The organism is Agrobacterium sp. El2ro-1b (genome assembly GCF_048298475.1).
GTDB classification, from domain to species: domain Bacteria; phylum Pseudomonadota; class Alphaproteobacteria; order Rhizobiales; family Rhizobiaceae; genus Agrobacterium; species Agrobacterium fabrum.
Window position 1 is genome coordinate 2,010,258 of the sequence record NZ_CP103458.1, and the last position, 25,594, is coordinate 2,035,851.

General features: G+C 59.9%; 24 protein-coding genes. 10 read left to right on the top strand and 14 right to left on the bottom strand.

Annotated elements, in window-relative coordinates:
- Positions 1–63: 63 nt before the first annotated feature.
- The 4 genes from xdhA to NYR50_RS10015 all read left to right on the top strand — a co-directional run bounded on the left by xdhA (position 64) and on the right by NYR50_RS10015 (position 6,281).
- On the top strand, positions 64–1,533 hold the full coding sequence (gene xdhA / locus NYR50_RS10000) for a xanthine dehydrogenase small subunit (protein WP_418135821.1): 1,470 nt from the start codon (positions 64–66) through the stop codon (positions 1,531–1,533).
- A 194-nt stretch (positions 1,534–1,727) separates the two neighbouring features.
- The gene (xdhB, locus tag NYR50_RS10005; RefSeq protein WP_418135822.1) at positions 1,728–4,067 is read left to right on the top strand and encodes a xanthine dehydrogenase molybdopterin binding subunit; all 2,340 of its coding nucleotides are present in this window, start codon (positions 1,728–1,730) and stop codon (positions 4,065–4,067) included.
- A 192-nt stretch (positions 4,068–4,259) separates the two neighbouring features.
- The gene (gene xdhC / locus NYR50_RS10010) at positions 4,260–5,114 is read left to right on the top strand and encodes a xanthine dehydrogenase accessory protein XdhC (RefSeq protein ID WP_418135823.1); all 855 of its coding nucleotides are present in this window, start codon (positions 4,260–4,262) and stop codon (positions 5,112–5,114) included.
- Between the two features lie 237 nt (positions 5,115–5,351).
- The gene (locus tag NYR50_RS10015; RefSeq protein ID WP_418135824.1) at positions 5,352–6,281 is read left to right on the top strand and encodes a LysR substrate-binding domain-containing protein; all 930 of its coding nucleotides are present in this window, start codon (positions 5,352–5,354) and stop codon (positions 6,279–6,281) included.
- On the opposite strand, the gene NYR50_RS10020 is transcribed toward NYR50_RS10015, so the two are convergent.
- Positions 6,257–6,595 (bottom strand): hypothetical protein, encoded by a 339-nt coding sequence (locus NYR50_RS10020; RefSeq protein ID WP_174009021.1) that lies wholly within the window; start codon positions 6,593–6,595, stop codon positions 6,257–6,259. The two genes, NYR50_RS10015 and NYR50_RS10020, sit on opposite strands and share 25 nt — an antisense overlap.
- Before the next feature lie 463 nt (positions 6,596–7,058).
- On the opposite strand from NYR50_RS10020, the gene puuD reads away from it, so the two are divergent.
- The 3 genes from puuD (at position 7,059) to NYR50_RS10035 (ending at position 10,651) form a co-directional block, all read left to right on the top strand.
- Positions 7,059–8,321, top strand: a complete 1,263-nt coding sequence (gene puuD / locus NYR50_RS10025) for a urate hydroxylase PuuD (protein WP_418135825.1) — start codon at positions 7,059–7,061, stop codon at positions 8,319–8,321.
- On the top strand, positions 8,318–9,628 hold the full coding sequence (guaD, locus tag NYR50_RS10030; protein WP_418135826.1) for a guanine deaminase: 1,311 nt from the start codon (positions 8,318–8,320) through the stop codon (positions 9,626–9,628). Before puuD ends, guaD begins: the two co-directional genes overlap by 4 nt.
- A gap of 303 nt (positions 9,629–9,931) precedes the next feature.
- Complete coding sequence (locus tag NYR50_RS10035) at positions 9,932–10,651, top strand: sulfite exporter TauE/SafE family protein (protein WP_418137285.1); 720 nt, start codon at positions 9,932–9,934, stop codon at positions 10,649–10,651.
- On the opposite strand, the gene NYR50_RS10040 is transcribed toward NYR50_RS10035, so the two are convergent.
- Positions 10,628–11,242, bottom strand: coding sequence for a hypothetical protein (locus NYR50_RS10040; RefSeq protein ID WP_418135827.1), 615 nt, complete (start codon positions 11,240–11,242; stop codon positions 10,628–10,630). The genes NYR50_RS10035 and NYR50_RS10040 overlap by 24 nt on opposite strands.
- A 186-nt stretch (positions 11,243–11,428) precedes the next feature.
- Between NYR50_RS10040 and NYR50_RS10045 the strand changes: the two genes are divergently transcribed.
- Positions 11,429–12,562 (top strand): alpha-hydroxy acid oxidase, encoded by a 1,134-nt coding sequence (locus NYR50_RS10045; protein WP_418135828.1) that lies wholly within the window; start codon positions 11,429–11,431, stop codon positions 12,560–12,562.
- A 109-nt stretch (positions 12,563–12,671) separates the two neighbouring features.
- On the opposite strand, the gene NYR50_RS10050 is transcribed toward NYR50_RS10045, so the two are convergent.
- Entirely contained in the window at positions 12,672–13,016 is a 345-nt protein-coding gene (locus NYR50_RS10050; protein ID WP_418135829.1) for a DMT family transporter, read from the bottom strand.
- Complete coding sequence (locus NYR50_RS10055; RefSeq protein WP_418135830.1) at positions 13,013–13,597, bottom strand: TetR/AcrR family transcriptional regulator; 585 nt, start codon at positions 13,595–13,597, stop codon at positions 13,013–13,015. The genes NYR50_RS10050 and NYR50_RS10055 overlap by 4 nt, the downstream gene beginning before the upstream one ends.
- A gap of 189 nt (positions 13,598–13,786) precedes the next feature.
- Here NYR50_RS10055 and NYR50_RS10060 point away from each other — a divergent pair, with 189 nt between their 5' ends.
- Complete coding sequence (locus tag NYR50_RS10060; protein ID WP_418137286.1) at positions 13,787–15,058, top strand: serine hydrolase; 1,272 nt, start codon at positions 13,787–13,789, stop codon at positions 15,056–15,058.
- Position 15,059: 1 nt separating this feature from the next.
- On the opposite strand, the gene NYR50_RS10065 is transcribed toward NYR50_RS10060, so the two are convergent.
- From NYR50_RS10065 to NYR50_RS10105, 9 genes are all read right to left on the bottom strand, one after another.
- Complete coding sequence (locus tag NYR50_RS10065; RefSeq protein ID WP_418135831.1) at positions 15,060–15,803, bottom strand: metallophosphoesterase family protein; 744 nt, start codon at positions 15,801–15,803, stop codon at positions 15,060–15,062.
- A gap of 5 nt (positions 15,804–15,808) precedes the next feature.
- Positions 15,809–16,165 (bottom strand): hydroxyisourate hydrolase, encoded by a 357-nt coding sequence (uraH, locus tag NYR50_RS10070; RefSeq protein ID WP_418135832.1) that lies wholly within the window; start codon positions 16,163–16,165, stop codon positions 15,809–15,811.
- On the bottom strand, positions 16,162–16,662 hold the full coding sequence (locus NYR50_RS10075) for an ureidoglycolate lyase (protein WP_418135833.1): 501 nt from the start codon (positions 16,660–16,662) through the stop codon (positions 16,162–16,164). The genes uraH and NYR50_RS10075 overlap by 4 nt, the downstream gene beginning before the upstream one ends.
- A gap of 3 nt (positions 16,663–16,665) precedes the next feature.
- A complete protein-coding gene (locus NYR50_RS10080) occupies positions 16,666–17,028 on the bottom strand; it encodes a DUF86 domain-containing protein (RefSeq protein ID WP_010972232.1) in 363 nt (120 codons plus the stop codon).
- On the bottom strand, positions 17,025–17,318 hold the full coding sequence (locus tag NYR50_RS10085; RefSeq protein WP_010972233.1) for a nucleotidyltransferase family protein: 294 nt from the start codon (positions 17,316–17,318) through the stop codon (positions 17,025–17,027). Before NYR50_RS10085 ends, NYR50_RS10080 begins: the two co-directional genes overlap by 4 nt.
- Positions 17,319–17,371: 53 nt before the next feature.
- Positions 17,372–17,869, bottom strand: a complete 498-nt coding sequence (uraD, locus tag NYR50_RS10090; protein ID WP_418135834.1) for a 2-oxo-4-hydroxy-4-carboxy-5-ureidoimidazoline decarboxylase — start codon at positions 17,867–17,869, stop codon at positions 17,372–17,374.
- Positions 17,869–18,792: an allantoinase PuuE gene (puuE, locus tag NYR50_RS10095; RefSeq protein WP_418135836.1), complete on the bottom strand. Its 924-nt coding sequence runs from the start codon at positions 18,790–18,792 to the stop codon at positions 17,869–17,871. Before puuE ends, uraD begins: the two co-directional genes overlap by 1 nt.
- Positions 18,793–18,994: 202 nt before the next feature.
- Complete coding sequence (locus tag NYR50_RS10100; protein WP_174009033.1) at positions 18,995–19,702, bottom strand: DUF1045 domain-containing protein; 708 nt, start codon at positions 19,700–19,702, stop codon at positions 18,995–18,997.
- A 96-nt stretch (positions 19,703–19,798) separates the two neighbouring features.
- On the bottom strand, positions 19,799–21,013 hold the full coding sequence (locus NYR50_RS10105; RefSeq protein WP_418135837.1) for an NAD(P)/FAD-dependent oxidoreductase: 1,215 nt from the start codon (positions 21,011–21,013) through the stop codon (positions 19,799–19,801).
- On the opposite strand from NYR50_RS10105, the gene mnmD reads away from it, so the two are divergent.
- A complete protein-coding gene (gene mnmD / locus NYR50_RS10110) occupies positions 21,012–21,779 on the top strand; it encodes a tRNA (5-methylaminomethyl-2-thiouridine)(34)-methyltransferase MnmD (RefSeq protein WP_418135838.1) in 768 nt (255 codons plus the stop codon). The two genes, NYR50_RS10105 and mnmD, sit on opposite strands and share 2 nt — an antisense overlap.
- Positions 21,780–21,806: 27 nt before the next feature.
- Here the strand turns inward: mnmD and NYR50_RS10115 are convergent, their stop codons facing one another.
- Entirely contained in the window at positions 21,807–25,502 is a 3,696-nt protein-coding gene (locus tag NYR50_RS10115) for a response regulator (RefSeq protein ID WP_418135839.1), read from the bottom strand.
- Positions 25,503–25,594: the final 92 nt, after the last annotated feature.

Consider the following 25,594-nt stretch of genomic DNA (forward strand, 5'->3'; position numbering starts at 1 on the left):
TAGATACACAGAGATAATCACAAGAAACCGGTTCGGCGGCCGGACAAAAAAGCAGGGCATTGCATGAAAGACGCGATCAGCTTCATCCTCAATAGCGAAACCGTTTCGCTGAAGGATTTCGGACCGACGGACACGCTTCTCGATTACCTCCGCATCAGCAAGCGGTTGACCGGGACCAAGGAAGGCTGCGCCGAAGGTGACTGCGGCGCCTGCACGGTGCTGGTCGGGCGGCTGCTTGATGGTTCGCTGCGGTATGAAAGCGTCAATGCCTGCATCCGTTTTTTAGGCTCGCTGCACGGCACCCATATCGTCACGGTGGAACATCTGGCCGCCCACGATGGCACGCTGCATCCCGTGCAGCAGGCCATGGTGGATTTCCACGGTTCGCAATGCGGTTTCTGCACGCCGGGCTTCATCATGTCGCTATACGGCCTGTGGCTATCAAGCGAAAACCCCGGCCGCGCCGATATCGAGAAGGCGCTGCAAGGCAATCTCTGTCGATGCACGGGTTACGAGCCGATCGTGAAGGCCGCCGAAAAAATCGCCGCGGCCCGTCCGAGCGCGCTGTTCGACCCGCTGCAACGGGACCGCACCGATATCATGGCAAGGCTCTGGGCGATCCGCGAAAACGAGACGATCACTGTCGTCAGAGGCGAGGATCGCACCATCATTCCGGCAACGCTTTCCGATTTGACCGAGATTTATGCCGCTGAACCGAAGGCGACCATCGTCGCCGGCTCCACCGATGTCGGCCTGTGGGTGACGAAGCAGATGCGGGCACTGAACCCTGTCATCTTCATCAACAATCTCGGGGATTTGCAGACGATCACCGTGGGTGAAGACGGCATCACGCTGGGCGCCGGCGTCACCTACAGTCAGGCCTTCAAGACCATCGCGGAGCATTTCCCCCCGCTTGCCCGACTGTTCGACCGGCTGGGCGGCGAGCAGGTGCGCAACATGGGAACCATCGGCGGCAACATCGCCAACGGCTCGCCCATCGGCGACACGCCGCCGGCGCTGATCGCGCTGGGCGCGACGCTCACCCTGCGTTCGTCTTCCGGCGGCCGCACCGTGCCGCTGGAAAGCTACTTCATCGACTACGGCAAACAGGACCGGCTGAGCGGCGAATTCGTCGAGAAACTCTTCATTCCGTTCCAGAAGCCGGAAAGCCACTATGCCGTCTACAAGATTTCCAAACGCCGCGACGAGGATATTTCCGCGCTCTGCGCCGCCTTCAATCTGACGTTAGATGCCGGAGGCACCGTCGGTGACATCTGCATCGCCTTCGGCGGCATGGCCGGCACGCCAAAACGGACGGCACATCTGGAGGCCGCACTTCTCGGCAAGGTGTGGTCGCAGGAGACAATCGATGCGGTGCGCGATGTGCTGGACGAAGATTTCACACCTTTGACCGACTGGCGCGCGACTGCCGAATATCGCCAGTTGACGGCCAAGAACCTGCTGACGCGGTTCTTTCTGGAGACATCAGGCGAAAAGCAGGAACTTGCGCGCTTCACGCTGGAGGAAGCGTGATGATGGCGATGGCGAAACCCGCACCCTCCCTCATTCCTGTGCTTGTCACAGGAATCCAGCCGACGCGCGTCTGCGCGACGAAAGACTCTTTTCAGCCCAAAGACTTGGGCTGGCTGGATTCCTGTTACAAGCACAGGAATGAGGGACTGTTATCGCTGTCATATGCCGTAATTCACCAAGAAGGAGCTTGAACCATGGACACCACAAGCTTCGACAAGACCAAGACCGAAATCGACGGCCCGATGCACACCTCGCTCCGGCATGATTCCGCCCACAAGCATGTGACCGGCAGCGCCGAATATATCGATGACATTCCCGAACCCGCCGGCCTTGTCCACGGTGCACTCGGCCTTGCCGACCGTGCCCATGCCGAAATCGTCTCGATGGACCTGTCCGAAGTGGAGGCCACACCGGGCGTGCTGTGGGTGATGGTGGGCAAGGATGTGCCCGGCGAAAACGATGTCTCGTCCGGCGGTCGTCACGACGAGCCGCTGCTGGCCGAAACGAAGGTCGAATTTCACGGCCAGCCGATCTTTGCGGTGTTTGCCGAAACCCGCGATATCGCCAGAAAGGCCGCGCGCAAGGCAAAGATCACCTATAAGGACCTGCCGCATTTCACCGATATCGACACCGCGATCGAAAATGGCGGCGCGCTCGTCATCGATCCGATGACGCTGAAACGCGGCGATGCCAAGATTGAAATGGATGTCGCGCCCCGCCGCCTGACCGGCACGATGCGCATCGGCGGGCAGGAGCATTTTTATCTCGAAAGCCACATCGCCATGGCCGTGCCGGGTGAGGATGACGAGGTGACGCTGTGGAGCTCCACCCAGCATCCGAGCGAAATCCAGCATATCGTCAGCCACATCCTTCAGGTGCCCTCCAACGCCGTCACCGTGCAGGTGCGCCGCATGGGCGGCGGCTTCGGCGGCAAGGAGACGCAGGGCAACCAGTTTGCCGCCCTTTGCGCCATAGCCGCGAAGAAGCTGAACAGGGCGGTAAAAATCCGCCCGGACCGCGACGAAGACATGACGGCGACCGGCAAGCGGCACGATTTCCGCGTCGATTACGAGCTGGGCTTCGATGAAGAAGGCCGCATCCACGCGGTCGATGCTACCTATGCGGCTCGTTGCGGTTTTTCCTCCGATCTCTCGGGTCCGGTGACGGACCGCGCGCTGTTCCATGCCGATTCCAGCTATTTCTACCCGCATGTGCACCTCACCTCCCGGCCGCTGAAAACCCACACAGTCTCTAACACCGCCTTTCGCGGCTTCGGCGGCCCGCAGGGCATGCTGGGGGCGGAACGGTTTATCGAGGAAATCGCCTATGCCGTCGGCAAGGACCCGCTGGATATCCGCAAGCTGAATTTCTACGGCGAGACCGGCTCCGGCCGCACCACGACGCCGTATCATCAGGAAGTTGAAGACAACATCATCGCCCGCGTCGTCGAGGAACTGGAAACCTCCAGCGACTATCGTGCCCGGCGTGAAGCGATCGTCGAGTTCAACAAGACCAGCCCGATCATCCGCAAGGGCATTGCGCTCACCCCGGTCAAATTCGGCATCTCCTTCACCATGACCGCCTTCAACCAGGCGGGCGCGCTGGTACATATCTACAATGACGGATCGATCCACCTGAACCACGGCGGCACCGAAATGGGCCAGGGCCTCTACACCAAGGTGGCGCAAGTGGTGGCCGATGCCTTCCAGGTGGATATCAACAGGGTGAAGATCACCGCCACGACGACTGGCAAGGTGCCGAACACGTCAGCCACCGCCGCCTCCTCCGGCACCGACCTTAACGGCATGGCCGCCTATGACGCCGCCCGTCAGATCCGCGAGCGGCTCATCAAATTCGCCGCCGAGAACTGGAAAGTGCCGGAAGAAGAGGTGGTTTTCCTGCCGAACCGGGTGCGGATCGGCCTTGAGGAAATCGCCTTCAACGACTTCATCAAAAAGGCCTATTTCGCCCGCGTACAGCTTTCCTCCGCCGGTTTTTACAAGACGCCGAAAATCCACTGGGACCGCGCCGCCGGCCGTGGCACGCCGTTCTACTATTTCGCCTATGGCGCGGCCTGCTCGGAAGTGTCGATCGACACGCTGACCGGCGAATATCTGATGGAACGCACTGATATTCTCCACGATGTCGGCAAGTCGCTGAACCCGGCCATCGATATCGGCCAGATCGAAGGCGCCTTCGTGCAGGGCATGGGGTGGCTGACGACAGAGGAACTGTGGTGGGACGGCAAGGGGCGGCTGCGCACCCACGCGCCCTCCACCTACAAGATCCCACTCGCCTCCGACCGGCCGAAGAGCTTCAACGTGCAACTGGCGGAATGGGCGGAAAATGCCGAACCCACCATCGGCCGTTCCAAGGCCGTGGGCGAACCGCCCTTCATGCTGGCGATCTCGGTTCTCGAAGCGCTCTCCATGGCCGTCGCCTCCGTCGCCGATTACAAGGTCTGCCCGCGGCTCGACGCGCCGGCAACGCCCGAGCGGGTTTTGATGGCGGTGGAACGGTTGAAGAAGGTGTGAGGGGAGTACCCATGCGGCCAAGCCCCCTCATCCGGCGCTGCGCGCCACCTTCTCCCCGGCGGGGAGAAGAAACGAGCCGCGCCGCTGCACATTTCCTCAAAGCAAGTGAAGTGAGCGAAACAGCGCCTCCGGGTTTCTTCTCCCCGCCGGGGAGAAGGTGGCGCGCAGCGCCGGATGAGGGGGCCAGCCCCAATGCCTGACACCTCCTTATCCACGTTCCTCGCCCGCCCCGCCCCCGCAATCCTCGTGGAAATCGAAGCCGTCAAAGGCTCGTCCCCGCGTGAAGCCGGCACCTTCATGCTGGTCGCACAGGCTGACTTGTGGGAAACCATCGGTGGCGGACAGTTCGAATATATGGCGATAGACCACGCCCGCGTCATGCTGCGAACAGGTGCTGCCGAAGACCGCATGGATATTCCGCTTGGGCCCGAAATCGGCCAATGCTGCGGCGGTCGCACCCTCATCCGCTTCCGGCTGATAACGGCAGAGATCGCCGCCTCGCTTGAGGCGCGGCTGAAGGGCGAAGCCGAACAGCAGCCCGCCGTCTTCATTTTCGGCGCAGGTCATGTCGGCAAGGCATTGGCAGATGCCCTGTCGCTGCTTCCCCTGAGCCTGACGGTGGTGGAAACCCGTGAAAGCGAGTTGCACGACATTCCATCGGCGGTGGCGTCCATCCTCACGCCCATGCCGGAAGCGTTCGTTCAAAAAATCCCGGCAAACGGCGCGGCCATCATCGTCACCCACGACCATGCGCTCGATTTCCTGATTGCGAAGGAGGCGCTCGCCCGCGACGATCTCGCTTATGTCGGCATGATCGGCTCGAAGACCAAACGCGCCACCTTTTCCCATTGGCTGGAACGGGAAGGAGAGCCCCCTTCCCGGCTTGCGAAGCTCACCCTGCCCATCGGCGGCACAGGCGTCAGGGACAAGCGTCCCGCCGTCATAGCGGCCCTTGTGGCAGCCGAGTTGCTGCAAGCATTTTCCGCTGCCGAAATCCGTCGCAACGAAAATCGACACGCCCATCCTCAAGACCAAGATCACGCCTGAGCCCATCGGGCAGGCTTTCATCCGCCAGATTGTCCGGTGCCAGGCTTTCACGGGTAAATCGTTCCGCGGTTCGCAGACCCGCACGCAGGCGGGACCACGCGCGCAAAAATGCTGTGCGCATGTTCGTCTCCATTCAAAAATGTCAGAAGCTCAGTTGATGAATTGGGATAAAAATGCTCTGGTTTCAGGAGAAAAACCAATGAAACCTTTGGCCCTTGGCATAAAGAGAACTTATCCATGAAGATGTCTCGCCAGTTCCCCCTGAATGCGCTGCGCGTCTTCGATGCCGCCGCCCGGCATCTGAGCTTCACCAAGGCCGGCGAAGAGCTGGGCATGACGCAGACGGCGGTCAGCTATCAGGTGAAGCTGCTGGAGGAGAATATTGGCGAGCCGCTTTTCCTGCGCACGGCGCGGCAGGTATCGCTGACGGAAGCGGGGCAGAAATTGGCGCCGAAGGTTGCGGAAGCCTTCAATATTCTGACGGAGGCCGTCGATAGTGTGCGCGACACGCCCGACGCCACCTTGACCATCCATTCCACCGCCACCTTCGCATCGCGGTGGCTATCGCGACATCTTGGCGCTTTCCAACTCGAGCATCCCTCCATCGCCGTCAGACTGGAAACATCGGGCGCCCTGATCGATTTCAATCAGTCGGACTGCGATGTCGCCATTCGCTGGAGCCGCGACGACGGCAAGGGATTGACCTATCATCGGTTGCTTCGCGGTGTTTACACGCCGATGCTGCACCCCGATCTTGCGCAAAGCATCGATGGTTTGAAGACGCCCGAAGACCTTCTGCGCCTGCGTATCATCGATCCCGGTGATGTGTGGTGGAGCCAATGGTTCCGGGAAGTCGGTATCGAAAATCCTGATCTGGAGCGTTATCCGCGCAGCCGCCTCAACGTGCAGGCTTTCGAAGCCGCAGCGGCGATCGCCGGTCAGGGTGTGGCCATGCTCACCCCTGAACTCTACGCCGATGAAATCGCGCTCGGCCGCCTCTACCAGCCCTTCGAGCATCTCAGCAGCGAAGGCAAGAACTACTGGCTTGTCTATCCCGAAAACCGCAGGAACATTCGCAAGATAAGGCTGTTTCGCGACTGGATATTGAAGCGGATCGAGGAAAGCCGGCCGCAGCAGCCCCATCAATACCCCATGTCAGGCGCATAAAAGCAGCGCGGCGTATCCTCATCCGGAAACAGGCAGAGATGATATTCGCCGTCCTCGGACCGCCTTGCCTCGCTCTGCGACCAGCTGAAGAAATGACGCCGCGTCACCATGCGATGATCGCCGGGGGCGAGCGAAACCTCATAACCATCCGGCGTCACGCGCACACTTCGCGTGGGGATCATCTGGCAATCTCCCGTCTGGGCGTCGCCATTGCAGCAATAGCTCTCATATTTGAACCCCTTGTGGGATTCGTGGGCAAGTGCTGTGGCACTGAACGCCAGCAGCAGAAGGAGGACCGTCAGAATTAGGCGCATCGGCATGGTCTCCGTTGAAAACAACGGCGGCTGCCGGAAGGTCATTGCGTCCCTTCATTCAAATTCCACACATCAACACGCACCCGGACACAACGGCACCGGGAACCGCGACACCTGCCCCTGACCTGCCCCCGCCCCAGGGTTCGCAGCACCCGCCTTCGGGATAACCGCCAGCGAAACATGTCATCGTGAGCTTTAAAGCTCCGCAGCCCTATATTTTATCACATCGCCAGGCTGCCAACAGGATAATAGCTGAGTCGCGTTAGCCAGCTAAGCACAAACTATGCGGCAGGAAGCACGCATTGCCACTCTACCGGGCCTGCCGAAGTGCCTTCGCGGCCCGAACCAGGTTGTGGACACGAGGCCATCGGATTGTGAACAATCACTCCCTGATCGCTGCTTTTCCCTTTCCTAACGGTCAAATTTCTCGCAAGGTGCGATGCACAAGGATCAGGGGAACCGCATGTACGAATACGCCATTGCGTGGGAATGGATGGCCTTTGCCGTCCGCTGGCTCCACGTCATCACCGCCATCGCCTGGATCGGCTCATCCTTTTATTTCATCGCGCTCGATCTCGGGCTGGTCAAACGCCCGGATATGCCGCCTGGCGCCTATGGCGAGGAATGGCAGGTGCATGGCGGCGGCTTTTACCACATCCAGAAATATCTGGTCGCCCCAGCCCGCATGCCCGAGCACCTGACATGGTTCAAATGGGAAAGTTATGTCACCTGGCTTTCCGGCTTCGCCATGCTCTGCATCGTCTATTATGGCGGTGCGGACCTTTTCCTGATCGACCATTCCGTGCTTGATCTCACCCAGTTCCAGGCCGTCTGTCTGTCGCTGGCATCGCTTGCCATCGGCTGGCTGTTTTACGATTTCCTCTGCAAATCGCCGCTCGGCAACAATACCTGGGGCCTGATGATCGTGCTCTATCTCGCGCTGGTGGCGATGGCGTGGGGTTATACGCAGGTCTTCACCGGCCGTGCCGCTTTCCTACATTTGGGTGCGTTTACCGCCACCATCATGTCGGCGAATGTGTTCTTCATCATCATCCCGAACCAGAAGATCGTCGTGGCCGACCTGATCGCCGGGCGCACGCCCGACCCGAAATATGGTCGCATCGCCAAGCAGCGCTCGCTGCATAACAACTACCTGACGCTGCCCGTCATCTTCTTCATGCTGTCTAACCATTATCCGCTGGCCTTTGCCACCCAGTTCAACTGGATCATTGCGGCGCTGGTGTTCCTGATGGGCGTCACCATCCGCCACTGGTTCAACACCACCCATGCCCGCAAAGGCAAGCCGACATGGACCTGGCTTTTGACCGCGCTGATCTTCATCGTCATCATGTGGCTTTCCACCGTACCGAAGGTGCTGACCGGCGAAGAGGAACAGAAGGCCGCCACTCTCTCCCCCATGCAGCAGCAATTCGTCAGCGACGCCCATTTCACCAAGGCCCGTGATGTGGTTCAGGGCCGCTGTTCCATGTGCCATGCCGCCGAACCCGTCTGGGAAGGCGTGCCCTTCACGCCCAAATCCGTGAAGCTGGAAACCGACGAACAGATCGCCGCCCATGCGCGCGAAATCTATTTGCAAGCCGGCCGCAGCCATGCCATGCCTCCCGGCAACATCACCGCCATCACCCCGGATGAGCGCAAGGTGCTGACCGCCTGGTATGAAAGCGCGGTTTCCGGGGCCGGAAAAGCCGAAGGAAAGACTGAATGAGCATGGTTCTGCTGCGTGGCCGCCTGCTGAGCTTCCGCCGCGCGCCACTCTCGATCGACGATACGCAAAGCTATCTCTACATCGAAGATGGCGGACTGCTGATCGAAAACGGCAGGATTGCCGCCATTGGCGAATACGCCGATATTCGCGACACAGCGCCGGAAGACATCGAGGAAAAGGACCACCGCCCGCATCTCATCGTGCCCGGCCTCATCGACATGCACCTGCATTTCCCGCAGATGCAGGTCATCGGCTCCTATGCCGCCAATCTGCTGGAATGGCTGAACACCTATACCTTCCCGGAAGAATGCCGCTTCGTCGAGAGCGCCCATGCTCAACGCATCGCCACGCATTTTTACGACGAGTTGCTGCGCCACGGCACCACCACGGCCGCTGCCTATTGCTCCGTGCACAAAACCTCCGCCGACGCCTTTTTCGCGGAAGCTCTGAAGCGCAACATGCTCATGGTCGGCGGCAAGGTGATGATGGACCGCAACGCCCCGCAGGGCCTGCTGGACACCCCGGAAACCTCCTATGACGAGACGCGGCAGGTCATCGCCGATTGGCACGGCAAGGGCCGCAACCATGTCGCCATAACACCGCGCTTCGCCATCACCTCCACCCCGAAACAGATGGAAGCCGCCCAGGCGCTGGCGCAGGAATTTCCCGATCTCTTCATCCAGACGCATCTGTCCGAAAATCTGGACGAGATCAAATATACCTGCGAGTTGTACCCCGAAGCGACCGATTATACCGATATCTATGTGCGTTACGGCCTGATGGGCCCAAAAACCCTGCTCGGCCACGCCATCCACCTCTCCGATCGCGAGGCGGATGTGCTGTCGGAAACCGGCGCGGTGGCGGTGCATTGCCCCACCTCCAACCTCTTCATCGGCTCCGGCCTGTTCCCGATGAAAAAGCTGCAGCGGCGTGAAAAGCCGGTTCGTATCGCGGTTGCCACCGATATTGGCGGCGGATCGAGCTATTCCATGCTGCGCACCATGGACGAGGCCTACAAGATCCAGCAATTGCTGGGCGAACGTCTCAACCCGCTGGAAAGCTGGTATCTGATGACCCGCGGCAATGCCGAAGCACTTTCCATGGTCGACCGCATCGGCACGCTGGACGCTGGCACCGATGCCGACATCACGGTGCTGAATGCCGCCTCGACACCCGCCATGGCGCTGAAGATGGAAGTGGTGAAAAGCCTGACGGAAGAACTGTTCCTGATGCTAACCATGGGCGACGACCGCACGGTGGTGGAGACCTATGTGGCCGGCAGGGCGATGAAGAGCGTGCTGGCATAGTTCGGCTGGGGCCGAAGCATCCGGTCACGATCTCGCTTAAACCAATATCCATGGAGCGAGCGGATGCCACTTGTTTCTTCTCCCCGCCGGGGAGAAGTCCGCGGCAGCGGGATGAGGGGGCAAGGGCAGTGAGTTGCGGCGACGTAAGCCCCCTCATCCGACCCTTCGGGCCACCTTCTCCCCCTCGGGGAGAAGAAACCCGGCGCAACGCCGAGCTTCATGCGATTGCCGCCGCCGGTCGGCCGAAATGCGAATGACCTCTGGAGTGCTCCCGTGCCGGCTTTAGACACAACCACCATGCTCATGGTTCTCGCGACCTTCATCGTCGCCGGCATCGTCAAGGGCGTGACCGGCATGGGACTACCCACGGTTGCCATGGGCGTGCTCGGCCTCTTCATGCCACCGGTCATTGCCGCCGGCCTGCTCATCCTGCCTTCCTTCATCACCAATATCTGGCAATTGCTGGCCGGACCGGATTTCAGGGCCATCGTGAAACGGCTGTGGCCGATGATGATCGCCATCGCCGTCGGCACCCTCATCGGCATCCGACTGATGACGTCAGGCACCGGCGTCTGGACTACCTCGGCGCTCGGCCTGTGCCTTGCGGCTTACGCGGCCTACAGCCTGTTTGCCAGACCCGTCTCGATTCCGGCAAGGCTGGAACCAAAACTCTCCCCGGTCATGGGGCTGGCAACAGGCCTTCTGACCGGCGGCACCGGAATTTTCGTCGTGCCCGCCGTGCCCTATATCCAGTCGCTCGGTTTCAACCGCGATGAACTGGTACAGTCGCTCGGTCTTTCCTTCACGGTCTCAACCGTCGCGCTCGCCGCCGGCCTTGCCTCCCAGAGTGCCTTTCACGCCGAGCATCTGTCGCTTTCCGCAATCGCCGTTCTGCCTGCGCTTATCGGTATGTGGCTAGGTCAGAAAATCCGCCACATCGTCAGCCCTGCAACGTTTCGGCGCTGGTTTCTTATCTGCCTACTTCTGCTGGGCACAGAACTATTCCTCAGGGCGTTGTACTGACACCGCTCTATCGACGCCCAGAGGCTCGATTATGTCGTAGGCGAGGATCGTCTCGTCTTCGGTGCCCTCATCATAAATCGTCGCGAGTGTGACTTGCAGGTCAGGCGAATAGACAGCCGTCCATTTTTCGTCACTTTTGTCGTTTTTCCAAATCTCAAACGAGACGTAAAAAACCAAATAGTTGCAGAATCTGACCGGAAAGGCCCGCTGTTTCGTAACGGTGAGCTCAAGCGACCACTTATCGTTGAGCTCGCCTCCCTCAAGAGGTAGAAACTCGAAAGACCGACGGACGCCGACTTTCAGCGGCCAAAACACCTCTAGGTCGGATAGGAAATATTGGCTGTAGTTTCCGTCATTTCCTAAACCGGCGAGCCCGATCAATCCTCGGTATAGAAACTGCTTTTGCGACCCGGAACCATTGAAGTCGCTCTCAACCCGGACGATCCGTCCTGTCGATTTGAATTCACTTTTCACCGACTCTCGACGCAGGACAAATCCATCGTTCTGCTCCGCAGTCGAGGGGCATGCGGCAGAAAAACTGGGGTCCGGCAAAGCAAGGGCCAAAGACAGAGCCATAAGTATAAGCTTCATAATATTATTATCCATTAATGCATAGCAACATTAATCAAGACTGCATTTCATAATATAAGTAAAAGTCAGGCGCCGATCAAAATATTTCTGAAAATCAAAAAAGCAATTGCGTATCCATCTTTCTCGTCGCGCAGCGTGCCCGGTCATGATATGTGAAGTCATCATTCAAATGTGAAGGCTTTATCCATGGGCAAAATCCTGACCATCGCCGATCTGAAGCAGCAAGCGCGACGTCGTGTACCAAAAATGTTCTTCGACTATGCGGATAGCGGCGCCTGGACGGAAAGCACATACCGCGCCAACGAAGATGATTTTGGAAAGATAAAGCTGCGCCAGCGTGTGCTGGTGGATATGACCAACCGCTCGCTCACCACCGAAATGGTCGGTGAAAAGGCTGCCATGCCGGTGGCGCTGGCGCCAACGGGCATGACCGGCATGCAGCATGCCGATGGCGAGATGCTGGCCGCCAAGGCAGCGGAAGAGTTCGGCGTGCCTTTCACGCTGTCCACCATGAGCATCTGCTCCATCGAGGATGTTGCCTCGGTCACCTCAAAACCCTTCTGGTTCCAGCTTTACGTGATGAAGGACCGGGATTTCGTCAATAATCTGATCGACCGCGCCAAGGCCGCCGGATGCTCGGCACTGGTGCTGACGCTCGACCTGCAAGTGCTTGGCCAACGCCACAAGGATCTGCGCAACGGCCTGTCCGCACCGCCGAAATTCACGCCGAAGCACATCTGGCAGATGGCAACCCGGCCGAAATGGTGCCTCGACATGGCGCGCACCAAGCGCCGCAGCTTCGGCAATATCGTCGGCCACGCCAAAAACGTGTCCGACCTTTCATCGCTCTCCACCTGGACGGCCGAACAATTCGATCCGCGCCTGTCCTGGCAGGACGTCGAATGGATCAAGCAGCGTTGGGGCGGCAAGCTGATCCTCAAGGGTATTCTTGACGAGGAAGATGCCCGCGCCGCGATCGATACCGGCGCCGATGCCATCATCGTTTCCAACCATGGCGGCCGCCAGCTCGATGGCGCCCATTCCTCCATCGCCATGCTGCCGAAAATCGTCGACGCCGTCGGCGACAAGGTGGAAGTCCATATGGATGGCGGCATCCGCTCCGGCCAAGATGTGTTGAAGGCCGTGGCGCTCGGCGCCAGGGGCACTTATATCGGCCGCCCCTTCCTTTATGGCCTCGGCGCTGATGGCAAACAGGGTGTGACGACGGCGCTCGAGATCATCCGCAAGGAGATGGATATCAGCATGGCGCTTTGCGGCAAAAGGCTGATTACGGATGTGGATCGCAGTATTTTGGCTTAATCGTGACGTGGATTAGATGGACAGGGCCTCAGAGCCGATACACCACAAAGTCCCGCCTGCGCTGCCTCCTTCATCCCTGTGCCTGTCACAGGGATGAGGACGAGAGAGCCTAGTGCCCCACGGTCTTCGAAAACACATTCACGATCACCACCCCGGTTACGATAAACGCGAGACCGATAACGGCGGCAATATCCAGCGTCTGGCGGAACACGAAATATCCAATCCCGGAAATCAGCACGATGCCGAGCCCGCTCCAGATCGCATAGGCAACGCCGACCGGGATCACGCGCAGCGTGAAAGAGAGGAGATAAAAGGCCGCTCCGTAAAACACCGCCATCAGCACTGTCGGCAGCAGCTTAGTGAATTGTTGCGACTGCTGCAGGAAAGAGGTCGCGATAACCTCGCAGATGATGGCTGCGACAAGCGCCCCATAGGTCAAAACAGCCGCATTCATCGTCCCGCGTCCTTCTTTGTCTGCGCGATCATCCGGGCCCTGAGAGCCGCCCTGTCGCCACCCGCCATGCCGTTATCGGCCAGAAGATCGGCAAACCAGATGCCATCAGCCGCAAGCCGCACGAACTCCAGTATCACCTCGTCATCCGTATCTTTATGACGGGCAAGGCGCCCCTCCAGCCAGCCCATCCACATGCGCCGGAGCGACGGTTCGCCGACCATCGAAACCGAGATTGCCGCCCACTGCCTGCCCGAATCCCGGTCTCGATCATCAAAAACCGCATTCACATAGGCCCGCGTGAAGCGTCCGTAAGCTTCACAATCCTGTGAGACGAGCGCGTCTATTTCCGAGTCCAGCGCCGTCAGAAGGTCCGCCATGACCGCTTCCAGCAGTGCCTGCTTGGAGGGGAAATGATGAAACAAACCGCCCTTCGTCACTCCCGCGGCATCCGCCACCGCCTGCACCGAAAGCGCCGCAACACCCTGCTCAGCAGCAAGTTTCGCCGCGCAATCGAGAAGATTGCGGCGCACGATCTCGGGCTGCTTCTTGCGTTCATGAGCGTTTGTCATGAGGTCAAACATACCGGATGGTTGGTTTCTTTTCAAGGAAATAGTGGGGGCAGCCATCGGGTTGAAATTCATACTTAATTAAGCATGAAAGCGATCTCTAAAGTTTTAGCGGTTTTGTTGCCGGAAAGTGTCAGTAAAACTCCGTCCATCGTGGCGGTCGAACAAAAGGGGTGGATTATGTCGGGAATGGTCAAACGGGGAATGGCGGGTGCATGGATCTTCGCACTCACCTTCTTTTGCGCGATCCTCTCATTGCAGGCATCGCCGGCCCAGGCCGGTTACGCCCACTTCATCATGGATGCCAATACCGGCAAGGTGCTGGCCGCCCGCAATGCCGATGTGCTGAACCACCCCGCCTCGCTCACCAAGATGATGACGCTTTACATGACCTTCGAGGCGCTGCATACTGGCCGGCTTCGCTGGGACCAGAAGATAACCATGTCCAAAAACGGTGCATCCGTTATCCCGTCAAAACTTTACGTACGCCAGGGCCAGACCTTCACGGTGCGCGAGGCCGTTTATGGCATGATCGTCAAATCCGCCAATGACATGGCGGAAGGCATGGGGGATCACCTCGGCGGTTCCGAGGCACGGTTTGCGGAAATGATGACCCGCAAGGCCCGCCAGCTCGGCATGTCGAAGACGGTGTTCCGCAATGCCTCCGGCTTGCCCAGCAAATCCCAGGTGACGACGGCGCGCGACATGGCCAGGCTCGGCCTGGCGCTGCAGCGGGACTTTCCCAAAGAATACGGCCTCTTCGCCATGGAATCCTTCAGTTTCCGGGGAAAACGCATCCGCGGCCATAACAATCTGATGTATCGCTATCAGGGCATGGACGGCATCAAGACCGGCTACACCAATGCCTCCGGCTTCAACCTCGTCAGCGCCATCAACCACAATGGCCGCCGTGTCGTCGGCGTCGTGCTGGGTGGCAAGACCGCCCGCAGCCGTGACGCCCAGATGGCCGCCCTTCTGGACAAGGCCGTGCCGCAGGCATCGAGAAGCCGCAACACCGAACAGCTTGTCGCCAGCGCCAATGTCAGCCGCACCTTCGATGTGGCCGCAGCGGTGCCTCCAGCAGCCGTACCACTACCGATGTTCGCCGAACGCCGCGCCGATCCGGTCGCCATGCAGATTGCCACCGCCAATAGCCAGATGGCCGACATGATGCAGGTCTCCGCCATTCCGAGACCTGCTCCCGCCGCCGCTACGACCGGCGAGAGAAGCCGCTGGGAGGTGCAGATCGCCGCGACCGACAGCGAAGCCGCCGCCCGCTCCCTGCTCGCCAATGCCCGCTCCAATATCGGCAGCTATACCGGGATCGCTCCCTATACCGAGGCCGTACAAAGCGGATCGGCAACGCTTTACCGCGCCCGCTTCACCGGCTTCGAAGACCAGTCTTCGGCCGTATCTGCCTGCAAGGAACTGAAGGCGCAGTCCTATGCCTGCGTGGTGATGACCAGCGAGGGGTGATTCAGCGCTTGAGCCAACCGTTTGTCAGGGCGTCTGCGAGATAGGGAATACCGTTGACCCGCGCCATTTCCGACATGGCCAGATTATCGTAGCGGATATTCCGGAAATAGACCTGCCAGCCACGCCCCGTCTCTTCCAGCACGGCATAGGTGGCGAGCGCATGACCGGCCTCGACATAATGGTCGAAAGGTGTGTCGTCCTTCCAGCCGGGGCATCCGACGCTGCCGGGATTGACGATCAGCCGGCCATCGGAAAGCTGCACCGCGCGGGGAATATGGGTATGGCCACACAGCATCAGCGGCTGGGTGATGCCTTGCGCCCTCTCCTCGATTTCGGCGAGCGGCCGCAATTTCAGCACGCCTTCCGGCGACAGCGTTTCCAGCCAGTAGTCGAGATCGCCCACCGGCGAACCATGACAACAATAGGCGACATCCCTGAACACCATGCTGAAGGGTAACGTATGCAGCCAGTCCAGATGCGCTGCGGTGAGCTGCGCATGGGCCGGCTTCTCCCAACTACCCATGTCTTCCGGCGCACGCTCGATCAGTTCCCGGTCATGATTGCCGCGAACGCTCGGTATCCAGTTGCCGACAAGCACATCGCCGGTAAAACCCGCCTCCAGCGGACCGCTGAAACAATCACCGAGGTTGACGATGTCCTTAATGCCTTGTTTCGCAATATCCTCCAGCACGGCTTCCAGTGCGGCGCAGTTTCCGTGAATATCGGCAATCGCGGCAAAGATCATGGCTATCAGCTTCCTCGATAGGTGGAATAGCTATAGGGCGAAAGCAGAAGCGGCACATGATAGTGGCCGCTTTCGTCGGCAATGCCGAAGCGGATGGGGATGATGTCGAGAAAGGCCGGTTCCGCCAATTGAACGCCCCTGCCGCGCAGATACTCACCGGCATGGAAAACCAATTCATACTCACCGGCCTTGAAACTGTCGCCGACAAGCAGCGGCCCACCGTCAACCCGGCCATCGCTATTGGTCTTTACTGTCTTGATCTTCTCGCGGCGATCCCCGGAGAGCCGGTAAAGCTCGATCGTCAGCCCCTCAGCGGGCACCCCATGGGCAGCATCGAGGACATGGGTCGTCAAACCGGTCATAGGCTGGGCTCCGCGATCATAAAGGGCTCGTTGAAAAAATACTCTTCCAGATTGTTACCCGGCCCCTCGCGGTCGGCAACCAGAAAATCAGAAACCGCCTGCAACGGCATCAGCGGATAATGCCAGACATTGCGGCGATAATTCACGCCCTGATCGCTCCGCGCCAGAAACACCTGCGGTCGGGCGGGCCGGCCGCCCTCATCTTCCGCAACGACAACAAGGAAGGGCCGGCCGGAGAGCGGCGAAAAACTCTGGCTGCCGAGCGGATGCCGCTCCATCATCTCGATCCTGTGCGGAAAGACGCGTGGCTGGCCCCGGAAGATATTGAGAATGATGCGCGCCCCCTCGCCCGCAGCCTCTGGCGCTGCAAGCGCATGATGCCGCTCGGTCTGGCCACCATTGATATGCCGCATAGAGGAGGGTGTCGTTTCAATCACATCACCGAAGGGTGTGAACGCCTCTTTGGTGAGAGGCCGTATCTCGAGAAAATCAGTCAAATGTCATTCACCTTGGGCATGCCAATTGTGCAGAAGAGAGAGTTTGTCCAGAAGGTCAGGTATCGCCGTCTGGGTCGTATCCCAGACCGTTTCCAGATTGATGCTCATGTAACCATGTGCGATCCTGTTCCGCATGCCGCGCATCTTAACCCACGGAATATCAGGAAAATCCGCCACGAAAGCCGGGAACTCTTCCATGATCCGAGCTGTCGTCTCGCCAATAATCAGAAGGTTCATCGCCACCGCCCGTTGACGGACGAGATCAGCCAAAAATTCGTCTTTTGTGTTCCGTTGAACAAAGTCAATGGTTTCCGAAGCAACCTGCCGGATGTCCTGAAGATAAACGTTCAGCCGCTCGACGCTCATACAGGCTTCGCTTCCTGCAGCACCTTCACACGGACACGCTCCGGAAAATCGCCCGGCGTCAGCAGGTGAATTTCCGTACCCCGCATAATATCCGTCAATTCCTCCAGCAAACCGCCAAGGTCGAATAATGTCGTGCCCGGCAGGGCATCCACCAATATATCGAGATCGCTGTCCGGCCGGTCTTCGCCACGGGCCACGGAGCCGAACACACGCGGGTTTGCCGCGTTGAAGCGCTTCGTCGCTTCGCGGATCGCCTCCCTGTTCTTTTCCAGCACCTCGGACGGTCGCATGATCTTTATCTCCAGACGGCGCGATCCTAGCAGAACGGCCTGCACTCGCCAATTCAGCCTTCCGGCAGCATCGAGGCAAGACGCAGCCACGCGATCTTTTCCACCTGCGCCGTTGCGGTTGCGAACTCCTGCGCCGCGTCGTTGTCGATGCGGGTCTCGAAGGCGGAGAGAATATCGTGCCGGTTCAGCCCCTTCACCGCGATGATGAAGGGAAAACCGAATTTTTCGGTATAGGCGCTGTTCAGCTGGGTGAACCGTGCATGTTCCTCCGGCGAAAGCCGATCGAGCCCGGCACCGGCTTGTTCGTTTCGGCTGTCGGCGGTCAGTTCGCCCGAGATCGCCAGTTTGCCGGCGAGATCAGGATGCGCCCGCAAAACGCTAAGCCTTTCCGCCTCGGAAGCCACCCGGAACTGCGCGCAAAGGGCCCCGTGCACCGCCTTCGCCGTCAGTTCCAGGCCTGCGCCGCCAGCATCGTAGGCCCGTTCGGCGATGAAGGGCGAATGTTCGAACACGCCGCCGAAACGGGCTACAAATTCCTCACGCGTCACCATCAAAGCGTCTCCGGCTTGTGGTGCTCATGCCAGTGGCGGGCGATCTCGAGGCGCTGCGGAATCCACACCTTCTCATGACCAAGCACATATTCAATGAAACGGCGCAGCGCCGCGGCCCGGCCCGGCCGGCCGACAAGACGGCAATGCAGGCCAACGCTCATCATCTTCGGCGCGCCTTCGACACCCTCCTGGTAAAGCACGTCGAAGGCATCCTTCAGATAGGTGAAGAACTGATCGCCGGAATTGAAACCCTGCGGCGTGGCAAAACGCATGTCGTTGGTATCGAGCGTATAGGGAATGATCAGGAACGGCTCATCGCTCGTCCCCTTCACCCAATAGGGCAGATCGTCGGCATAGGAATCGGATGAATAAAGGAAACCGCCCTCCTCCATGACGAGGCGCAGCGTATTGTCGGATGGCTTGCCCTGATACATGCCGTAGGGACGTTCGCCCGTCAGTTCGGTATGCAGGCGCACCGCCTCGGTTACATGCTTGCGCTCTTCCTCTTCGGAGAAATCCTTGTATTCCAGCCAGCGATAACCGTGGCTGGCGATTTCCCAACCCGCTTCCTTCATGGCCGCAACAGCTTCGGGGTTGCGGGCCATTGCCGCGGTCACACCATAAACGGTGGTGGTGACGCCAAGACTTGTGAACATGCGCCACAGCCGCCAGAAGCCGGCGCGCGAACCATATTCGTAGATCGATTCCATATTCAGGTTGCGTTGACCCGGCCACGGCTGGGCACCAACGATTTCCGACAGCAGCGATTCCGACGCCTTGTCATTGTCGAGAATGCAGCTTTCGCCGCCCTCCTCGTAATTGATGACGAATTGCACGGCGATGCGCGCGCCGCCCGGCCATTTCGGATCAGGAGCGTTGCGGCCATAGCCCACCAGATTGCGGGAGTAATTTTCGGAAATCATTCAGCCACCCCGAACATCTCTCCCAGGGCGAAAGCCGGTTGCGGGAGATAAGATAAACCCCCCGAACCGTGCCGGGCCGGACAGGCAAACGCGGCACGCTTCGGATATGCGATACCGAACGGTAGCATCCGCATCCGGAATGTCGAGACAATCTTGCCGACATTCCGATGCTTTTTTGTATACGATTATGAGCAGGCGTGCTTCAGGCAATCTTGCGGGCTGAAACGCGGCCCATGGGATGCAGCGAATGCACGCGGAAAGGCGCACCCGGCTCATCCTCGATGAAAAGCGCCAGGCTGGAAAATTGCAGCGTCCGGGTCAATAGCGGCTCGAACACCTTGCGCACGGCCCGCTCGATCCTCTGGCTGCTGGAAGGTTCCACACCTCCCGTCAGCGACATCTGGAAACGGAACTCATCCATCACATGCGGGCTGCCCCAGCGATGCAGATTGGTGAGCTGCGAGGCCGATAGCCGGTCGGGATCCGCGCGCTCGATTTCCGCCTCGGAGAGCGGTGCGCGGTAATGGTCGAATTCCTGCACCACGCGGGCGGCAAAGAAATGCAGCACTTCGCAGGGACGCTCCGGAACGAGGCTGAAGACATTCTCCTGCCTTGCCACCACCAGTTGCGGCAGCGTGAAGGGATCCTGCCTGCCGGAAAAATACATCAGGTCGCGCAGCAACGCCGCCTCGGATTGCCCCTCGGCTAGGCGGAAAGGCGCCTTTATGGTGCCATGGAAACCGTAACGGCGCGGCAGGGCCGTATGGTAGGAAATCTCCTGCATGCCGAGATCGATCGTGCCCGGCGGCTCCACCGCATGACCAGAATAGACATCGCGCCCCAGCCACGCGGCGGCAGCCTGCGTCAGCGGGTCATTGGGGGAAGGCGTGAAATGAATGGCGTATCGCATGCGCTGTCACCTCGCCGCAAATGCGGACAAACCGGCCTCTTTGCAGGCCAGCAGATAAGTGATTTGCGTGACAGATTAACGACGTAAGTGGTCTAATCAGAACTTTCTAAAGTCCGGGACGGCAATACTCACGTGTTCTTGAAGAAGAAAGCCCGAGGGGATGACAGGCGTGTGATCGCACACGACTTGCAACGCCGCATCGGCAAGAAAATGCGCGAGCCCGAAGCTCACCTTGAAACCACCGGAGAGCGCAACGAGTTTCGCAGTGCCGGCCACCGCCCCCACCATCGGGTCTCTCCCCACCGCCTTCGGGCGCAGCCCGGCCCAGCGTTCCAGCACCGGCGCGCCGGCAAGCGAAGGCACGACGGCGCAAGCGTCGACAAGCAGTTTTTCGAGCTTCTCATCGGTACTGAACGGCTCGGAAAAACAATCTTCGCTAGTACTGCCGATCGCGACGGTGCCATCCTCATGCGGCACGATATAAAGACCGTTGAGGAAGACGACCGGCATGGCCGGATCAGCGCTAGCGTCAAGAAGCGCCGCCTGCCCCTTTACCGCCTGCCCCAGCGCAACTCCCGCTTCCAGCCCAAGAGCGTCACGGATCAGGGGAAAGGACTCATGACCATTGGCGACCACGACATGGCCGAAGCCTATCTCGTCTCCCGAAGACAATGCCGCCCGCCCTGCATCCGCATCAAGGGAAACGACCCGGCAGCCTTCCGCCACCTGCACATGCCGCGCCTTGCGGAGAAAAGCCGAGAGCAGCGCGATCAAGGCGCGCGGCGAGACCCTTGCCGCCAGCGTGTCGAAGACGAAACCAGCCTCGCCCGCCGCATCATCCACCCAAGCCGCCACCGATGGCCTCTCTCCCACATGCCAATGGAACCGGCGTTCACCCGATTGCCAGTTTTCCGCCGCATCCCGCTCGTGTCGCTCGGCGATGCCGCGCAGATGCGGCTTGGGCAGTGGAATGATCCGGCCGCAGCGGCGATAACCGCCGGAAAGCCCGGTTTCCGCCTCAAGCCCCGCGATCTCCGCTTCCAGCGCGACCAGAGCATCGAATTGAAACTGTTTCTTGTCCGACCAGCGGTCCGGCATATGCGGCATCAAGGCGCCCAGAAGCCCGCCGCTTGCGCCGCCACCAAGACGAGCCGCTTCCACCAGGAGGGTATCGATGCCGAGCCGTTCCGCCTTCACCGCCGCCCACAGGCCCATGATACCGCCGCCGACGATGAGCAGCGGCACGGAACCCGGCAAACTTATTCTTGGTGATTGACCCTGTTCGAAAGCGGGATTATCGGCTTTAGCCATGAAAAATTCCAACGACACACTCAGAGAAACTGGCAGAGAGACGGGCGCCGAGACCGGCTCGGCAACCGGGCAAAACCAGACGGCGCTCGACTGGCGTGACGGGGATATGCCCTATTCGCTGGCCTTTGACGATCATTTTTATTGCCAGACGGATGGCAGGCTGGAATGCGGCCATGTCTTCCTGTCCGGAAACGGGTTGCCGCGACGCTGGCTCGAACGGGACGGTGTTTTCCGCATCGGCGAGCTGGGCTTCGGCACCGGCCTCAATCTCTGCGAGACCTGGCGGCAATGGAAAGAGGTCCGCAACGGCCGCTCCACGCTGCATTTCATTTCCTTCGAACTCTACCCGATGAAAGCGGACGAGATCGACCGGGCGCTTTCCCGCTGGCCGGAAGTGGATGCTGAACGCAAGGCGCTTGTCGCCCGCTGGCCCGCCGAGCCGCAAGGCCGGGTTGAGATCGAACTGGACGATGCAACGCGCCTGACGGTGGTCTGCGGCGAGGCGCTTGCCGGCATTTCCAATAGCGAGGAAAGCTTCGACGCCTGGTTTCTCGATGGCTTCGCGCCCGCGCGCAACCCGGACATGTGGTCGCTGGAGATCATGCAGGCGCTGTTTGCGAAAACGGCAGCGGGGGGCACATTCGCCACTTACGCCGCCGCCGGCTTCGTCCGCCGCAATCTCATCGCCGCCGGTTTTGACCTGGAGCGCAGAAAGGGATTTGCCGGAAAGCGGGAAATGCTCTGCGGCACCAAACCCTCGGCGTGATACAATTCAAAAAATGACGCGGGATATTCACACGCCCGGAGCATCCCGCCGCAGCACGTTCTCGCCCAGCCATTGCGCGATCTTGTCTTCGAGGCTTTCGGGGCTGATCGGCTTCGACAGGTAATCATCCATTCCCGCCTCCAGGCAGCGTTCCCGGTCCGCCTCCTGCGTATGGGCGGTGACGCCGATGATAGGCACATGCCGACCATCGGCCGCAGATTTTTCGGATGCCCGTATGGCCTGTGTCGCCTGGTGTCCGTTCATGACAGGCATGGAAACATCCATCAGAATGAGGGCGGGATTATACTCCTCCCACGCCTGAACGGCCCTCTTGCCATTGCCGACGATCAGGAAGCGCAGGCCTGCCTGCTGCAAGATCTGGCTGAAAACAATCTGGTTGACGTCGTTATCCTCGGCCACCAGCACATCGAGAAGGCACGGGCGGCTGCGTTCGGGAACCGTGGCCGGAGCCTCGGCCCGTTGCTTCTTTTCGGCGGGGCGGCTTTCCGGCCGGGCTTTCTCTCCACTCGTCCCCTGCGCAAGCGAATTCTGGCGGCTGCGCTTCAGCCGCACATCGCGCACCACGTCGAACAGGGTGGAGCGCAGCAGCCGCGCCCGCGCCGGTTTCATCAGATGCGCCTGCACGCTGAGATCGGTAAACAGCGTCTCGTCGCCCACGACATCCATTGAGGTCAGGAAAACAATGGCGATATCGTCAAAGCGCGCATCCGCGCGGACCCGTTCCACCACGTCAAGCCCATTCATCCCAGGCATATGATAATCAAGGATGATGGCGTCGATGGCAAAGCCGAGAGACGCCGCCTCCTGCAACACGGCGATGCCGGCGAGCCCATCCTCCACCGCATGGCCGTCTATGCCCCAGCTTCGAAGCTGCTCGGTCAGGATGCGGCGGTTGACGTCGTTATCGTCGATGACCAGCACCCGGATATCGTCGATCGCCACGGATAGCAGCGGCACGTCCCGCCGTCGCTCCATCACCTGAAACGGAATATCGACCTCGAAGGCCGAACCCCTGCCGACCTCGCTGACAACATTGATCTTGCCATCGAACAGGCCGACAAGACCGACCGTGATCGCAAGGCCCAGCCCCGTTCCCTCGTGCCGCCGTGTCGCCGAACCATCGACCTGGCTGAACTTGTCGAAGATCGTTTCCAGCTTGTCGGCCGGAATGCCGATGCCGCTGTCTTCGACGCGCAGCGAAAAAATGCTTTCCGACGCTTCCGCCGACTGCGCCGAAAGCTCGACCAGCACATGTCCGGTTTCGGTGAACTTGACGGCATTTCCGACGATATTGGTGACGATCTGGCGGAACCGGCCGCCATCGCCGATAACCTTGCCGGACACCGAGGCATCGATGCGGACGATCAGCTCGATGTCCTTTTCCAGCGCCGCCGAGGACAGGAGCGAGACCACATCCTCCACCGCCTCAGCGGGATCGAAAGGCACGCTGCGCAGCTTCATCTGCCCGGCCTCGATCTTGGAGAAATCGAGAATGTCGTTGATGATCGTCAACAGCGCGTTGCCTGACTTGACGATGATGTCGGTAAAGGTCTTCTGGCGCGTGTCGAGCTTGGACTTGGCCAGAAGCTCCGCCATGCCGAGCACGCCGTTCATCGGCGTGCGGATTTCATGGCTCATATTGGCCAGAAATTCCGATTTGGCCCGGTCCGCCGCTTCCGCACGCGAAAGCAGCCGCTGCAACTCCTCCTCGCGCATCTTCATCTCGGTCACATCTGTGACGATGATCAGCCAGTAATTGCCGGAACTGTTGGTGGCCTCCAGATTGAGCCAGCTTTTGCCGGCAACATGGACAAGCCAGGAAAACGGCCTGTTGGCCGCGATATTCTCTCTCCAGATCCGCAGCGTCTCGCCAGCCTCCGCGGCCGTGCCGAAATCGCCGCGCCCGGCGCAATGAGCAAAAAAGCCGGCCCAGTTGCGGCCCTTTTCCAGGAGATGCGGCGGCACCTCGAACATCCGCGCCATTGCCTCATTGGACATGATGATCGTGCCCTGCTCGACCAGCACCAGCCCCTGCGCCATGGCGCGTGTGGCGCCCTGCATATATTCGCCGACGCGTTCCAGTTCCGCCCTGGCCTTGCTGATCTCGGCGTCGCGCATGCGCACATCGGTGACATCGGCATAGGTGCTGAGGATTTTCCCGCCTTCGAGGCGGGTTTTCGAGATAACGGTCACCTTGCCGCTTTTGCTGCGCACCTCGCGGGGGGCGAAGACCGCATCTTCGGCCAGCCGCTGCACCCGCTCGTCATAGACCTCGTTGAAGGACCGGTCGCCATAGTCGTAAAGGCCGCTGTCGAAATTCATTTCCATGAATTCGCGATAGCTCCTGCCGACAAGCGACTTCTCGCCGCCGATCTCACCCCAGACCTGGTAGAAGAACGGATTGACATATTCGATGACGAGATCGGCGTTGAGCAGAAGCACGCCCACCGGCAGGGCGCGGAGAACCGCCTGGAGCTGCCGGTGCAGCGCCTCGGCCTCGGCCTGCGCGGCGATCAGCGCCTTTTCCCGTTCCTGCAGCAGGCTGACGTCGGTGACCGAACCCACCAGATAATATTCATCGTCAGGCGTCGCGACCCGGCCGAGCCGGGTGATGACGGGGACCACACCACCGTCACGCCAGGGCATGTTTCCCGTCCGCTCGAGCGCCTCTCCGGTATCTAAGATCCGTTCGTTTTCCTGCCGGAACCGCGACCCGTTCTGCGGAAACATTTCGGTTTCGGTCTTGCCGATATGGTCGGCAAGATTGCCGCCGAGGAACATGTTATAGGCGGCATTGGCATAGGTCAGCCGCCTGTCCTGATCCCTCAAAAACACCCCGACCGGCAATTGCTCGAGAGCAGCACGCAACAGCCATGTCTCGCGGATCTGTGTGCTTAAAAGCGTCTCATGCGCCTTGAACTCGGTCACATCTATCCTGAGCCCGACAAGCATGCCATTTTCCAGCCGCTTATTGACCATGCGCACCCAGCGGCCATCGGCGAACTGCTCCACCCTTTCGAGATAGGGCAGGGAAAAATCGCGCAGCTGATTCTGCATCCAGTCTTCAAAAGCCGGGCCGTCATTCTCCGCACAACGATATCTGCTCGAAAAATAGAGCGTTTTCATCAATGCTTCGAGGCGGATGCCGGGTTTCAGCTCGATGTCGAGATCGCTGTAAAACTCTGCGAACCGCGCGTTGCAATAGACCAGCTGATTATCCCGGTCATAAACGACGATGCCGGCATCGATGAAATCCATGACGCCGCTGCTGAACAGAATATCCGATGCGCCGCCCACCGCTGCGGACTTGCGCGAAACGGCCGATGGCATCTCCTCGAACACTTCGAACAGGAAAAGGCTGCCGTCATCGCCGATAAAGCGCTCGCAGCGAAGCATATGCGATTGCGCGGAAAGCGCGGCATGGCAGGCGATTGCCTCGTCCGTTGCAAAAACCAGCGACCGTCGCTCGCGATCTTCCCGCTCGGCATCGCGGATATCGCCGGAGAGTGAAAGACTGGTCTGGCCCTCGAATGCCGAGGGCGCGCGCCCCATGACCCGGCCATAGGCCTCGTTGACCACGACATACCGCAGCTCGCCGTCCTTGATGCACGCGGGCAGCTCCAGGGCGGCAACGGCCCTGCATGCTTTTTCCAGCAACCCGCAGCCTTCGGTCAATCGATACTCCACACCTCGGCAGTCCATCCCTGTCGAATCAAATATTTCCGGATGCCGTCGTAAAAAACGTTATGTGAGAAAATCGATCTTTGCTATGTATCCGAAGGTCGCGTTACCCT

What these genes read in the sequence shown, in the direction of transcription:
- NYR50_RS10065 (WP_418135831.1), bottom strand. Translation starts at nt 15,803, where the DNA reads ATGATCTTTGCCGCGATTGCCGATATTCACGGAAACTGCGCCGCACTG.
- NYR50_RS10100 (WP_174009033.1), bottom strand. Translation starts at nt 19,702, where the DNA reads ATGCGATACGCCATTCATTTCACGCCTTCCCCCAATGACCCGCTGACG.
- NYR50_RS10045 (WP_418135828.1), top strand. Translation starts at nt 11,429, where the DNA reads ATGGGCAAAATCCTGACCATCGCCGATCTGAAGCAGCAAGCGCGACGT.
- NYR50_RS10105 (WP_418135837.1), bottom strand. Translation starts at nt 21,013, where the DNA reads ATGGCTAAAGCCGATAATCCCGCTTTCGAACAGGGTCAATCACCAAGA.
- NYR50_RS10040 (WP_418135827.1), bottom strand. Translation starts at nt 11,242, where the DNA reads ATGAAGCTTATACTTATGGCTCTGTCTTTGGCCCTTGCTTTGCCGGAC.
- NYR50_RS10115 (WP_418135839.1), bottom strand. Translation starts at nt 25,502, where the DNA reads ATGGACTGCCGAGGTGTGGAGTATCGATTGACCGAAGGCTGCGGGTTG.
- NYR50_RS10015 (WP_418135824.1), top strand. Translation starts at nt 5,352, where the DNA reads ATGAAGATGTCTCGCCAGTTCCCCCTGAATGCGCTGCGCGTCTTCGAT.
- guaD (WP_418135826.1), top strand. Translation starts at nt 8,318, where the DNA reads ATGAGCATGGTTCTGCTGCGTGGCCGCCTGCTGAGCTTCCGCCGCGCG.
- xdhA (WP_418135821.1), top strand. Translation starts at nt 64, where the DNA reads ATGAAAGACGCGATCAGCTTCATCCTCAATAGCGAAACCGTTTCGCTG.
- NYR50_RS10060 (WP_418137286.1), top strand. Translation starts at nt 13,787, where the DNA reads ATGGCGGGTGCATGGATCTTCGCACTCACCTTCTTTTGCGCGATCCTC.
- NYR50_RS10085 (WP_010972233.1), bottom strand. Translation starts at nt 17,318, where the DNA reads ATGCGACCGTCCGAGGTGCTGGAAAAGAACAGGGAGGCGATCCGCGAA.
- xdhC (WP_418135823.1), top strand. Translation starts at nt 4,260, where the DNA reads ATGCCTGACACCTCCTTATCCACGTTCCTCGCCCGCCCCGCCCCCGCA.
- NYR50_RS10055 (WP_418135830.1), bottom strand. Translation starts at nt 13,597, where the DNA reads ATGTTTGACCTCATGACAAACGCTCATGAACGCAAGAAGCAGCCCGAG.
- puuE (WP_418135836.1), bottom strand. Translation starts at nt 18,792, where the DNA reads ATGATTTCCGAAAATTACTCCCGCAATCTGGTGGGCTATGGCCGCAAC.
- uraH (WP_418135832.1), bottom strand. Translation starts at nt 16,165, where the DNA reads ATGACCGGTTTGACGACCCATGTCCTCGATGCTGCCCATGGGGTGCCC.
- NYR50_RS10080 (WP_010972232.1), bottom strand. Translation starts at nt 17,028, where the DNA reads ATGAGCGTCGAGCGGCTGAACGTTTATCTTCAGGACATCCGGCAGGTT.
- xdhB (WP_418135822.1), top strand. Translation starts at nt 1,728, where the DNA reads ATGGACACCACAAGCTTCGACAAGACCAAGACCGAAATCGACGGCCCG.
- NYR50_RS10035 (WP_418137285.1), top strand. Translation starts at nt 9,932, where the DNA reads ATGGTTCTCGCGACCTTCATCGTCGCCGGCATCGTCAAGGGCGTGACC.
- uraD (WP_418135834.1), bottom strand. Translation starts at nt 17,869, where the DNA reads ATGGTGACGCGTGAGGAATTTGTAGCCCGTTTCGGCGGCGTGTTCGAA.
- NYR50_RS10050 (WP_418135829.1), bottom strand. Translation starts at nt 13,016, where the DNA reads ATGAATGCGGCTGTTTTGACCTATGGGGCGCTTGTCGCAGCCATCATC.
- NYR50_RS10020 (WP_174009021.1), bottom strand. Translation starts at nt 6,595, where the DNA reads ATGCGCCTAATTCTGACGGTCCTCCTTCTGCTGCTGGCGTTCAGTGCC.
- puuD (WP_418135825.1), top strand. Translation starts at nt 7,059, where the DNA reads ATGTACGAATACGCCATTGCGTGGGAATGGATGGCCTTTGCCGTCCGC.
- mnmD (WP_418135838.1), top strand. Translation starts at nt 21,012, where the DNA reads ATGAAAAATTCCAACGACACACTCAGAGAAACTGGCAGAGAGACGGGC.